We start from the raw sequence: 12077 nt of genomic DNA on the forward strand, positions 1-12077 counted from the left end.
AAACTATAACCGATCAATTCGATTTTGTTAGCATTCGTGAATCATTGGTCAGAAATATACCACAGGAGTTTAAAGATGGATATCGCATTGGCAGAACGCGTGCAATCAGTAAAACCGTCACCTACGCTTTCGGTTGCTGCTAAAGCAGCCGTTATGCGTGCACAAGGTCTGAACATCATTAGCTTAGGCACTGGTGAACCTGATTTTGATACCCCCCAACATATAAAAAATGCAGCAATTGCTGCCATCGAAGCAGGGTTTACCAAGTATACTGCCGTAGACGGAATTCCTGAATTAAAACAGGCAATTATCAACAAATTCAAACGTGATAATGGTTTGGATTACCAGCCTAACCAAATTTTAGTTTCTGTGGGTGGCAAACAAAGCGTTTACAATTTATGCCAGGCGTTAATCAATGAGGGTGATGAAGTCGTTATTCCAGCACCTTATTGGGTATCCTACCCGGATATCGTTTTATTAGCTGGCGGTAAACCCGTGATTATTCCCTCAACACCAGCTCAACGTTTTAAAATTAATGCAGCCCAGTTGGAAAAAGCCATTACCGCCAAAACCAAATTGGTTTTTTTAAATAGCCCATCCAATCCTTCAGGTGTCGCTTATACTCTGGAAGAATTAAAAGCATTGGCAGAGGTCTTAGTAAAACACCCACAGGTATTTATTGCTACGGATGATATGTATGAGCACATTCTCTGGACACAACCTTTTGCCAATATTCTTAATGCTTGTCCTGCCTTATATCCTCGTACTATCGTATTAAATGGTGTTTCGAAAGCTTATGCCATGACTGGTTGGCGTATCGGTTATGCCGGCGGCCCTGCACCACTTATTAATGCAATGACCACGATTCAATCACAATCAACATCTAACCCTTGTTCTATTGCGCAAAAGGCGTCCGTTGCAGCATTAAATGGTGGCGATGAAACTGTCAAAGAAATGGTAAAAGCATTCCAACAGCGTCATGACTATATTGTACAACGCTTAGGTGATATTCCAGGCATTGATGTCATTCCTGCTGATGGGACTTTTTATAGTTTCCCTAGCGTGCAAAAGATTATTGAGAATCGTGGCTTTGCGAATGATATTGAATTTGCCGATAAATTATTACAACAAGAAGGATTAGCCCTCGTTCCTGGCTCAGCCTTTGGCAGCGAAGGTTGCATTCGCCTTTCCTTCGCTACAAGCATGGAAACTTTGCAAGATGCAATGGATAGACTACAGCGTTTTTGTAGTTAGGGGCAGCATTTTATCGTTGTTAAGTCACTCATTCCTGATGGCTTAACAACCTATCAAGCATTGCATGGGATATACGACTAAGTTAAGTGCGGTTAATATAAAAAAATATCAACGATACTCTTGATCCTTTCACAAAATAGCTTTAAGATGCCACCTCATTCCCCGGTAGCTCAGTCGGTAGAGCGGATGACTGTTAATCATTAGGTCACAGGTTCGAGTCCTGTCCGGGGAGCCAATAACTGCAAGGATTTAGTGCTTTATTCTAATCATATCTTAAAAAATTTCGACACTTTTGAATATCTTAAAAAAGCAAGACGTTTAGGGTGTAATTTATTAAGAGCCTAAATGAACAGAAGGGATTTCCAGGGATGCTATTCAACTCTTATGTGTTCTTGTTCGCCTATTTGCCTCTAACTATCCTGATTGCCTATTTTTTAATGCGCTTCTATTCTGTAGCTGTCGTTCCCTGGCTACTACTTGCTTCACTTGTATTTTATGGATGGTGGGACCCTTCTTATCTTAGCCTTCTGCTTTTATCAATATTATTTAATTTCTTAATTGCCAAATATATCGTTCATACGCACTTAATCTTAAGAAAAAAAATTGCCTTAATGGTTGGTATTACTGGAAATTTATCTGCTCTGTTTTATTTTAAATACACTAACTTTTTCCTTCAGAACGCCAATGCTTTATTCCATTCAAATTTTAATTTTTACAATATTATTCTGCCGCTTGGAATATCATTTTTTACATTTACTCAAATAGCATTTTTAATCGATGCCTATCATAAAAAAGTAGATAAAGTTAACTTGTTTAATTATTCACTATTTGTAACTTATTTCCCACATTTGATTGCCGGCCCTATTATCCATCACAGCGATGTCATGCCTCAATTTAAAAAGATGCTGCAATCAAAAAACTCACCTTTGCTGCGATATTTTATTATCGGACTATCAATCTTTGCTATTGGTTTATTCAAAAAAGTCTGTATAGCAGACATTCTTGCCCCTAAAGTTGATATCCTTTTTCAAATACCAGGAAAAGGCTATGAAATTTCAATGCTCGATGCCTGGACAGGAGCCTTAGGTTATACTTTCCAGTTATATTTTGATTTTTCAGGCTACTCAGATATGGCTATTGGTCTGAGTTATATGTTGGGTATAAAGTTACCCATAAATTTTTTCTCTCCCTATAAAGCTATAAACATCATTGATTTTTGGCGACGTTGGCATATGACATTGTCTCGGTTTTTTCGTGATTACCTGTATATTCCCTTAGGTGGCAGTCGGCGCGGCGCTGTTCGTAAATATGTGAATCTTTTCATCGTTATGGTTATTGTTGGATTTTGGCATGGAGCCGGATGGACATTTATTTTGTGGGGTATTTATCACGGTTCGTTGCTGATATTAAATCATGGATGGCATGCATTGAAATCAATTGTACCCTTAAAATACAAATTCACTCCGTCAAAGCCGATGATGCTCACGTTGAACTTTATCTCCCGTACCACCACTTTTTTTTGCGTTGTTATAGGCTGGGTAATGTTTAGAGCCAATGATCTTGCTACAGCAAAAAGCTTCTATGCAGGGATGTTTCATTACCATCACTACTATTATGGTAGCTTAGGGTTGCTAACCTTATTAAATTATGTGTTTTTTGGGCTATTTCTCTTTGGTTGCGCAATTATTGCTTTTGGATTGCCTAATAATATTGAATTGATGAAATCAACAGGTGCAGCACTTGATACCAAATCTTTGAATCCTGCTTATTTTGGAACGATGTCTGTCAACCATCTAACGTGGGCACCGCGCTTAGGCTATGGACTGCTAATTGGTGCGATAATATATTTTGCTCTAACGGGAATTGCAAATACCCCAAGCAGTTTTTTGTATTTTAATTTTTGAAGCTTTTGTTTAAGGCCATTTATTATAAATATATTTTTTCAATTTTAATGGGGATTATTATAACTCACCTTTCTTTTAGTTATTTGATGAGTTTTTTGACCTCTTATTTTTATCGTGATTTTATGATCAATGTCCGGAATCTAAGTGATAATGAAGATAAAAGCATGTCACAGGCTTATTTAATAACCAATATTAAATCTTCTAAACAGCCAATACTGCTTTTGCTTGGTACATCTTTTTCTTATGGATATGGTTTAAATGCCAGAGATACCTATAGCAACTTATTAGCTCGTAAATTTCCTAATTATTTTATTATGAATGCCTCTGTTGTTGGTGATCCTGGTAAAGGCATACTAGAAAAGCTAACTTACTTAAAAAGTAAAAAGCTTACTGTTGATAGTCTGTTTATTGAAATAAATCTTTTTAATCTAACATCAAGTACAGCAAAGAATAACCAAGATTCAATTTATAATAAAGTTCAGAAAAAAGTGAATAGTTTTATAGATCCACAAACTAACTCCTATTTTTTATTTTATTTTCTTCATTCCCATGGGTTTAATTCCATCTCTAATTTGGATCTGAATCGTTTATATATTCTTGGTCCTAAATATGAGTCTCAATTTTCGTTTGCACCACTCCCTGATAATTATTCTCAAAAATATGCTGAATTCAGACAGGCTCTTCCAAGATATAAAAAATTTATTACCACTGTATTAGCCACATCTAAAGCTATCTCTAATCATGTTTATTTTTTTATTTCACCCATTTATGGTGATGGCATAAGAAAAACACAATTTAAGTTAGAAGATATAGAAAAAGAACTACAAGATCTTAATCAGATATGTCAGCAAATAAGTGATGTGAATTGTTTAAGCCCGGGAATCCAATTTTCAGAGTCATACTTTTCTAACTTATCACATTATAATGAGGAAGGTCACAGGGCTTTGTCAAAATGGTTAGCACAAAAGTTATATAATTCCCAAGGTAATTTGGCCTCGAATTAACAAACTCAGCACTCTACTTTTTATTTCCTGAATAGTTTGATATTGCATTTGTAACGTCTATCTCATTGATAAAAATTAATAAGATGTTCACTATTCTCTCTTAACAATAGTCGTCAATCGCACGTGGACGATTGGGACGTTTTAGCTTAGAAAGGCTTGAGCAAGAACCTAGACACACCTATATAAGCCCACAAGCTATTTTAGGAAGCTATTTAGTAATCAGCAAATCATCTGCTAATTCTTGATCTTCATTAGGTAATGTTTGGCAGGTTTTGTAAGTACTAATAGCAACTACTAAAAATCTATGGCATAAGCCATAGATTCAATAATTTAGAATTTAGAGAGACCTCTTAGCCAGGCTTTCGCCACTTCGCTTACTTTCTCATCTTGCAAAACCATGTCGTAGATAACAATTTTTCGAGCTTCTTCATTACCATACATATCATCGAGTATTTCATGCCAAAGCTTTATAGCAGTAGACGAAGATAAGGTCTCAACGGTGTTAAGAAATCCGTAAATTCGGTCTCTCCAATAAGCATCCGTAGCTTTTTCTATCCACGACATAAGTTCCGGTGTTAAACCAATCTCGTCAAGACCTTTTCCTTCCCCAAACCCCTGCTCCCATTTTTTAGTCCTGAGATGCGCGTATTTTTTACCGTAAATGCTATTCACCCAATCCATATATTTCTTGCCTAAATCAATACCAGCTTTGGAGTAAGGATCGTTTTTGAGATTACTTTCTAATTCAGCCACTAATTGCTGCCAATTTTTTTTAAAAATTGCTTTTTGATGTGTCGTTTTCATTTCTTTTTCAAATTCTACATACTGTTTCAATTCATCAGGCGTGAATATTTCCTTAACCCAAGCATGTTCTAATTGTTGCGTCATATGATATACCTCTATTAATTGTATGATTTTCTCCCAAGGAATGGATTTTTTATTGCTACAATTATCTGTTACACGCTTCAATATCGTACTGGCCTCCCAAAGAGCTTCTGCTTTTTCTTGCAAAAATTTGGCCTGCATTGCGAAACTCTCAATGGCATCATCCTGTTTAGCAAGTAATAATTTGATTTGAGATAGCTCAAAGCCAAAAAATTTAAGCGCGATAATTTGTTGTAGCTTTAATAAATCCTTTTCAGAGTACAAACGATAACCATTGGCTAAGCGCATACTAGGTTTCAGCAGGCCAATCTTGTCGTAATGATGCAACGTACGCACCGATACTTGAGTAAGTTGGCTTAGCTCTTTTGCATACCATTGTTTCATCGTTTTTTCCTCCTTGTTTCCAAAGTTAGGCTATGACGCAACGTCATAGTCAAGCTTTATGTGTAATGCGGGATTTATCAGCATTCCATTTCTAATCTCAATTAAAGATAAGCAAAGCAACTTATTTAACAACTATATCGGTAAATCAAATTTTACGACCAAGACGATCGTTGTCTTATCAGGCCCTTTTCATTTTTATAGAAAATAACCCGCTGACGATTCAAATATTCATTGCAATCCTGTCAAAGATGATTATGTGCTAAATGGGCCGATTGGTGTCACTCGAGTATTCATCGGGTTAATTAAACAGGAGGTAATTGATGCGAGTTGGGGGAACTGGCGAACTTCCGTATTACGCTTGCGCTAATATGGGGTACTAGATCTCATAGGCCTGGTTTATGGCGACTAGTGAGCATCCTCTTTATCACCAAATTTTCTTTGATAGTGGCTGGGACCAATGCCCTAAGAACATTAATTTATTTCTTTTTCTCAGGGGGGAAGTTACCAAAATCGCCGCCAGCAAAGGGGTTGTATTCTTTTTTTTCTTTATTTTCTTCGATCTTTTCATCAAGTTCGCGAAACAGCGCATCAATATCGTCCGCATTTTCTTCCTGATTTTCAGCTTTTTCCTGTCTTACTTTTTCTAAGGCCTCTTTAGATAAAATAGTCATCTATCTCTCCTTGTTCAGCTTTATCCTAAAAGCATAGCACTTTAAATGATTGCAGCGCTTTAATCCCAGCGCTATTCAGGCTACCATTAGGCATTAAATAATTAAATCCTTGAGAAATTTGATGCGCAGACTAAGCCTATTAGATAGTCTACTCAGCGAAATCGATGCCGCTTTGCGTACCCTGGCACCGCCTAAATCACGCCTTAGCAAACGCGAAACGCCAGCAGCTAATACGCCTGAAAATCGTTTAAATGCAGCAGAAAAAAAGAATATTGCTGGTCTTATGCGTGTTAATCATTCGGGAGAAGTCTGTGCTCAAGCGCTTTACCGAGGGCAAGCATTAACCGCTCAACTTTTAACAGTAAGGGCACAAATGGAACTTGCTGCAGAAGAAGAAATTGATCATTTAGCCTGGTGCGAACAGCGTTTACATGAATTAAATAGCCATACGAGTTTACTCAATCCGTTGTGGTATTTTGGGTCTTTAACACTGGGTATGCTTGCGGGATTAGCCGGTGACCGGTGGAGCCTCGGGTTTGTCGCTGAAACGGAACGACAGGTGTCACAACATCTACAGAAACATTTACAAAGATTACCCCTGCAAGATAACAAGACAAAACTCATTTTGGAGCAAATGGACGAAGATGAAACTCATCATGCTGATGTTGCTATGGAAGCAGGAGGAGCAGAGTTGCCTCCTATTATAAGAAATATAATGCGAGTAACTTCTAAATTGATGACTCGCTCTAGTTACTATATCTAGCCATGATTAACTTGTTACTTATTCTCGCCGGATTTGCACTAGTCTTGTTAAATGCTTTTTTTGTTGCAGCCGAATTCGGCATGGTCAAGTTAAGGCACACTCGTGTTGCGCTTATCGAGGAAGAATATCCTTGGCGAGGAAGAATTTTAGCCAAAGTACATCAAAAGCTTGATGCCTATTTATCAGCCTGCCAATTAGGTATTACCTTAGCCTCTCTGGGCCTGGGTTGGATAGGGGAACCCGCCTTTACGCGTCTGTTATCGCCGGCTTTTCATACCTTAGGCTTGACTAATCCAACGTTCAATGAATTTATTAGTTTCATCGTTGCTTTTTCACTGTTATCTTTTTTACATATTGTTGTTGGTGAGCTAATGCCTAAATCATTAGCTATTCGCCAAAGTGAGCAAATTTCACTATGGACTGCGACCCCTTTGTATTTGTTCTATTGGCTAATGTATCCCATCATTTGGCTTCTTAATTCTTGCTCTAATTTCCTCTTAAAGCAGTTGGGCTTAGATGTGATGCATGCTGGCGAACAATTCCATTCGAGTGAGGAAATTAAGTTAATTTTACGCTCCAGTGAAATTCATGGCGAATTAACCCAGCAAGAAAGCAGCATATTGGCTCATACTTTGGAGTTAGGTGATTTGCGTGCTATCGATGTCATGCGCTCATACGATGACATGGTCATGTTAGAAACGCCCATTAGCAGTGCAGAACTCATTGAAACGTTAAATCATTATCGCTATAGCCGTTATCCAGTCTATGAAAAAGCTAAAAAGCAAATTATTGGCATTTTGCATGTAAAGGATCTCCAGCCGTTATTGCATGAAGCAACACCCGATTCTGAATTATCACTTAAAGAAATTACCAGACCAGTACCTAAAATTTCATATCGACTCCCAGCTTTAGCTCTATTGCGGCAATTTCAGGCAGGAATGCCACATTTTGCCCTGGTCTATGGCAGACGCGGGGCGATTGTTGGTTTTCTAACATTAGATAACTTGTTACATTTAGTCATTGGTGTTATCAAAGATGAGTTTCACAAGACTCAAGATGAATGGATAACTCACGATGACGGCAGTATCACTGTCAAAGGCGATTGCCCTCTTTATACGATTGAAAGAGCATTACAACGTGAGCTAGATCTCGATGCTGAAGAAGAGGAAGAGATGGCTACCATTGCTGGTTTAATCATTCATAAACTGGGAAGAGCACCACAGCAAGGAGAAACAATTGCCTTTCAAGATTTCTTTGCAACCATTGAACGCGTCCAAGGTGCTCGGATAAGGCAAGTAAGAATTACACCGGCGACTAGAAATAAAATGTAGTTTATAAAAAAGTATCATTTCTATAAGATTCGGTTCAAACTATCAGAAATGAAATAGAGGGCGATTCATATTTGCATAATGCAAAATTTGCGTCATGCTCGCGCAGCCGGGGAATCTATCAAGATATTACAATTCAATCGATCAAATTGGTATGATCTAGCCCTAAGATGAAGTTCAGCTCAAGCAAATGCTAACACATTAAGGATTATAATGACGTCAGGCACTTTGTTTATCTTATCTGTTATTTTGGTAGCCTTTTTATTTGATTTTATCAATGGCTTTCATGATGCAGCAAATTCAATAGCAACTATCGTTACAACTGGAGTCTTAACTCCTCGCCAAGCTGTTCTTTGGGCAGCGTTCTTTAATTTTATTGCTTTTCTAATTTTTAACTTAATGGTGGCCAAAACTATCGGCAGCGGCCTAATTGACGCTACAATTGTTGATACCCAATTGATACTTGCCGCTCTCGCAGGAGCAATTTTTTGGAATATGGTCACCTGGTATTACGGACTTCCTTCAAGCTCTTCCCATGCATTAATTGGTGGGCTTGCTGGAGCTGCTGTAGCAAAAGCAGGGATTGCTTCACTTAAATTTTCAGGTTTTACAAAGGTAATAGTCGGGATTTTTGTTTCACCTACAGTGGGTTTAATCATTGGTTTTTTTCTTACTTTTGTTTTTAGTTATTTTTCACAACGTGTAAATCCTGAAAAGCTTAATAAAGTATTTAAAGGGTTCCAGCTCGCTTCTTCAGCACTGTTAAGTTTAACTCATGGTGGAAATGACGCACAAAAGACAATGGGGATTATTGCCGTATTATTATTTTCAGCTAACTGGCTAGGAAATACTTTTTACGTCCCTTTTTGGGTTGTTATCTCCTGTCATTTTGTAATCAGTTTAGGAACTTTAGTTGGCGGCTGGCGTATTGTGCACACTATGGGAACAAAAATTACTGAACTTAATCCCATGCGAGGTTGCGCCGCCGAAACAGGTGCTGCCATCATGATTTTTACAGCAACTCAATATGGAATTCCCGTCTCCACAACACATACAGTAACTGGGGCAATTGCCGGCGTTGGTATTTTCAATGGCATTACCGGCACACATTGGGTGGTTTTAAGACGTATCTTTTTATCTTGGTTATTAACCATACCCGCTGCAGCTCTTGTTGCAGCAGGCGTTATGTTAATGCTTCATTAGATAATGAATTAGTCCCTCTGTCATGGTTGCTAAAAAAAGCCCATAAAAAAATACACCCAAATAAGCTAGCACAAGCACGACTCCATCTTTTTCTGCTAACCCTAAACCAAATAAGATAATAAGCGAGGCAAAAATAAAATTACTAAAAGGAATAGGAAGGAGTAATAAGAAACTTAGCATAAGCATCACTACCCCGTGTAGACGCTCCATAACAGGGCGAGTAAAAAAAAGCAACCGCGGTTTTAGCATTTGTTCAATGAATCTTAAATAGGGGATAGTTTTACGAACTACCTCCGCAAACTTAGAAAATTCCAAACGGCGATTAGCGAGCTTTTCAGGTAACCATAGAGCACGCCTGGCAATAATAATATGAATAGCGATAAAAACGATTGGCAAACCAAAAATAAAAGAAAATCCCGGAATAATTGAAATAGGTAAAGCACTTGGCAACGCAAAGAGAATAATGATTAAACCAAAGGCTTGATCTCCAAACAGTTTCACGAGTTCCCCATAGCTAATAGAGGTTGCAGATTTATTTTCTTCAACCATTTTGGTTAGTAAGTGACATATACTGGTAGATTTTTTACTTTTCGCTCTATTCAATTATTTCCTCACATCCTCAACATTAAGTGCACTATGGAAGCGACTATATAACCAATAAATCACCAGTCCCACTATCATCCAGATTGTAAATCGCAGCAATGTTATCCACGGTAAATTAATAATCAGATAAGTACAACTAATGATACCTAAAATGGGGATAACAGGCATAAAGGGCGTTTTGAAAGACCGAGGCAAATCAGGATGGGAGTAACGTAAAAAAATCACGCCTGTGCAAACAATAATAAATGCAAATAAGGTTCCTACATTCACTAACTCAGCCAAATCATCAATAGGAACGAGAGCAGCAATGAGAGACATAATAATTCCACATAGAGCAATAATTCTTATTGGCGTTTTTGTATGAGAATTTGTTTTTGCAAAAAATCCTGGTAATAATCCATCGCGAGACATCGCCAAAAATACACGAGTCAAACCATAATAGAGTACCAACATAACCGTGGTTAAACCTGCTATTGCACCCACACCCACTAAGCCAGCCACGAGCCGATGTCCCAACAATAAAAGTGCATGACTAATTGGAGAAGCGACATTGAGTGTGGAATAGTGAGTCATACCAGTTAGCAGTCCAGAAACAACGATGTATAAAATGGTACAAATGGTTAAGGAACCAATAATGCCAATAGGTAAATCACGCTGGGGGTTTATTGCTTCTTCGGCTGCAGTCGATACCGCATCAAAGCCAATATAAGCAAAGAAGATCAGTGAAGCCCCTTCCATCACTCCTTTCCAACCAAAGGGCATAAAAGGTGACCAATTTTGTGTCTTAATTTCAGTTGTGGCGACGACAATGAAGAGGAAAATAACCAATAATTTAACTAGTACCATGGTATTATTAAAGCGTGCACTTGATTTAACTCCCCAAGATAAGAGCGCTCCCAAAATGACTATAATTGCAAATGCAGAGAAATTAAATAAGCCACCAGCTGCTGGACCATGCAATAAATCGACGGGTAATTGTAATTTTATTGAACGCAAAAAATCATTAAAGTAGCCACTCCAACCAACAGAAACTGCAGAAACAGAAATGGCATATTCCAGTAATAAATCCCAACCAACAATCCATGCTATAAATTCACCAAATCCTGCATAAGCGTAACCATAGGCACTGCCGCATCCTCCCACAGCCGCTGCTAACTCAGCATAAGACAAGGCAGCAAAAGCACAAGCAAAACCCGCAACAACATAGGAAATGATAATAGCCGGCCCTGCTTGGGTCGCAGCCACAATACCTGTGAGGACAAAAATACCAGCCCCAATAATTGCACCCACCCCAAGAAAAATTAAATCAATTGCTGATAAACATTGATTTAATTCAGTTTTATTCACTTCATTAACCGCTTTTTTGCGAAACAAGTCCATGATAGTATGCTCTTTAGACATGGGTTATATGGATAAATTCTTAAACCCATCTTAAATGGATGTATTTTCATTTTAGCATTAAGCATGCCAGGCGCAGCCTAAATCCAGATTGAAAAATGAAGAAAACTCTTATTAGTTTATTTTTATTGCTTTATTTAAATTCAGCAGTTTCTGCCCAGTATGCAGAGGATTGTGCAAATTGGTTGTCCTTATTTCAACCTCTTTGTCGTCGTATGCATCAAATTTGGCATGAAGGCAGTAATGAGCTCTATGTAACAGGTTATGCCTGGCATAATCGTTATACCTATCCCAAAGAAAAAATTAAAACCTACAATGAGCTCGCTTGGGGAGGAGGATTAGGCAAGGGACTCTATGATGAAGATGGTGACTGGCATGGTCTTTATGCGCTCGCTTTTCTCGATTCTCATAAAAATGTTGAACCAGCACTCGGTTACGCTTTTCAAAAGATTGCTAATTTAGGAATAAATACGCGTGTTGGTGCCGGTTATACTGTTTTGGTCACCGCAAGACCTGATATTTATAACAATATTCCTTTTCCGGGAATTCTTCCCTGGGTTTCATTAAATCATCGCAACCTAACTTTGTCAGCCACCTATATACCAGGGTCAAGCAGAGCAGGAAATGTATTGTTTATTTTAGGAAAATGGACCTTTAACTTACTCTGATTCCTTCCATGA

General features: G+C 38.1%; 11 protein-coding genes and 1 tRNA gene. 8 read left to right on the plus strand and 4 right to left on the minus strand.

What is annotated here, in order from left to right:
• Positions 1-75 precede the first annotated feature (75 nt).
• The 4 genes from PXX05_RS13410 (at position 76) to PXX05_RS13425 (ending at position 4162) form a co-directional block, all read left to right on the plus strand.
• On the plus strand, positions 76-1254 hold the full coding sequence (locus PXX05_RS13410; RefSeq protein WP_275088698.1) for a pyridoxal phosphate-dependent aminotransferase: 1179 nt from the start codon (positions 76-78) through the stop codon (positions 1252-1254).
• 159 nt (positions 1255-1413) lie between these two features.
• Positions 1414-1489 (plus strand) — tRNA-Asn (locus PXX05_RS13415).
• Positions 1490-1622: 133 nt separating this feature from the next.
• Entirely contained in the window at positions 1623-3158 is a 1536-nt protein-coding gene (locus PXX05_RS13420; protein ID WP_275088699.1) for an MBOAT family O-acyltransferase, read from the plus strand.
• Positions 3159-3163: 5 nt separating this feature from the next.
• Positions 3164-4162: an SGNH/GDSL hydrolase family protein gene (locus tag PXX05_RS13425; protein ID WP_275088700.1), complete on the plus strand. Its 999-nt coding sequence runs from the start codon at positions 3164-3166 to the stop codon at positions 4160-4162.
• A 330-nt stretch (positions 4163-4492) separates the two neighbouring features.
• On the opposite strand, the gene PXX05_RS13430 is transcribed toward PXX05_RS13425, so the two are convergent.
• Together PXX05_RS13430 and PXX05_RS13435 are read right to left on the minus strand one after the other, a co-directional pair.
• Positions 4493-5431 (minus strand): MerR family transcriptional regulator, encoded by a 939-nt coding sequence (locus PXX05_RS13430; protein ID WP_275088701.1) that lies wholly within the window; start codon positions 5429-5431, stop codon positions 4493-4495.
• A gap of 476 nt (positions 5432-5907) precedes the next feature.
• The gene (locus PXX05_RS13435; protein WP_275088702.1) at positions 5908-6102 is read right to left on the minus strand and encodes a hypothetical protein; all 195 of its coding nucleotides are present in this window, start codon (positions 6100-6102) and stop codon (positions 5908-5910) included.
• A gap of 121 nt (positions 6103-6223) precedes the next feature.
• Here PXX05_RS13435 and coq7 point away from each other — a divergent pair, with 121 nt between their 5' ends.
• The 3 genes from coq7 (at position 6224) to PXX05_RS13450 (ending at position 9396) form a co-directional block, all read left to right on the plus strand.
• A complete protein-coding gene (gene coq7 / locus PXX05_RS13440; RefSeq protein ID WP_275088703.1) occupies positions 6224-6865 on the plus strand; it encodes a 2-polyprenyl-3-methyl-6-methoxy-1,4-benzoquinone monooxygenase in 642 nt (213 codons plus the stop codon).
• A gap of 2 nt (positions 6866-6867) precedes the next feature.
• Entirely contained in the window at positions 6868-8196 is a 1329-nt protein-coding gene (locus tag PXX05_RS13445) for a hemolysin family protein (RefSeq protein ID WP_275088704.1), read from the plus strand.
• A 210-nt stretch (positions 8197-8406) separates the two neighbouring features.
• Complete coding sequence (locus PXX05_RS13450) at positions 8407-9396, plus strand: inorganic phosphate transporter (protein ID WP_275088705.1); 990 nt, start codon at positions 8407-8409, stop codon at positions 9394-9396.
• On the opposite strand, the gene PXX05_RS13455 is transcribed toward PXX05_RS13450, so the two are convergent.
• Together PXX05_RS13455 and PXX05_RS13460 are read right to left on the minus strand one after the other, a co-directional pair.
• A complete protein-coding gene (locus PXX05_RS13455; RefSeq protein ID WP_275088706.1) occupies positions 9382-9999 on the minus strand; it encodes an exopolysaccharide biosynthesis protein in 618 nt (205 codons plus the stop codon). The two genes, PXX05_RS13450 and PXX05_RS13455, sit on opposite strands and share 15 nt — an antisense overlap.
• The gene (locus PXX05_RS13460; RefSeq protein WP_275088707.1) at positions 10000-11379 is read right to left on the minus strand and encodes an amino acid permease; all 1380 of its coding nucleotides are present in this window, start codon (positions 11377-11379) and stop codon (positions 10000-10002) included.
• A gap of 116 nt (positions 11380-11495) precedes the next feature.
• On the opposite strand from PXX05_RS13460, the gene pagP reads away from it, so the two are divergent.
• Complete coding sequence (pagP, locus tag PXX05_RS13465; protein WP_275088708.1) at positions 11496-12065, plus strand: lipid IV(A) palmitoyltransferase PagP; 570 nt, start codon at positions 11496-11498, stop codon at positions 12063-12065.
• The last annotated feature ends 12 nt before the right edge of the window (positions 12066-12077 follow it).

Origin of the sequence: Legionella cardiaca, assembly GCF_029026145.1 — a bacterium.
GTDB classification, from domain to species: Bacteria; Pseudomonadota; Gammaproteobacteria; order Legionellales; family Legionellaceae; genus Tatlockia; species Tatlockia cardiaca.

Excerpts from the sequence above, each read along its gene's own strand:
- PXX05_RS13435 (WP_275088702.1), bottom strand. The coding sequence starts at position 6,102 with ATGACTATTTTATCTAAAGAGGCCTTAGAAAAAGTAAGACAGGAAAAA.
- PXX05_RS13450 (WP_275088705.1), top strand. The coding sequence starts at position 8,407 with ATGACGTCAGGCACTTTGTTTATCTTATCTGTTATTTTGGTAGCCTTT.
- PXX05_RS13445 (WP_275088704.1), top strand. The coding sequence starts at position 6,868 with ATGATTAACTTGTTACTTATTCTCGCCGGATTTGCACTAGTCTTGTTA.
- PXX05_RS13430 (WP_275088701.1), bottom strand. The coding sequence starts at position 5,431 with ATGAAACAATGGTATGCAAAAGAGCTAAGCCAACTTACTCAAGTATCG.
- PXX05_RS13410 (WP_275088698.1), top strand. The coding sequence starts at position 76 with ATGGATATCGCATTGGCAGAACGCGTGCAATCAGTAAAACCGTCACCT.
- coq7 (WP_275088703.1), top strand. The coding sequence starts at position 6,224 with ATGCGCAGACTAAGCCTATTAGATAGTCTACTCAGCGAAATCGATGCC.
- PXX05_RS13420 (WP_275088699.1), top strand. The coding sequence starts at position 1,623 with ATGCTATTCAACTCTTATGTGTTCTTGTTCGCCTATTTGCCTCTAACT.
- pagP (WP_275088708.1), top strand. The coding sequence starts at position 11,496 with ATGAAGAAAACTCTTATTAGTTTATTTTTATTGCTTTATTTAAATTCA.
- PXX05_RS13460 (WP_275088707.1), bottom strand. The coding sequence starts at position 11,379 with ATGGACTTGTTTCGCAAAAAAGCGGTTAATGAAGTGAATAAAACTGAA.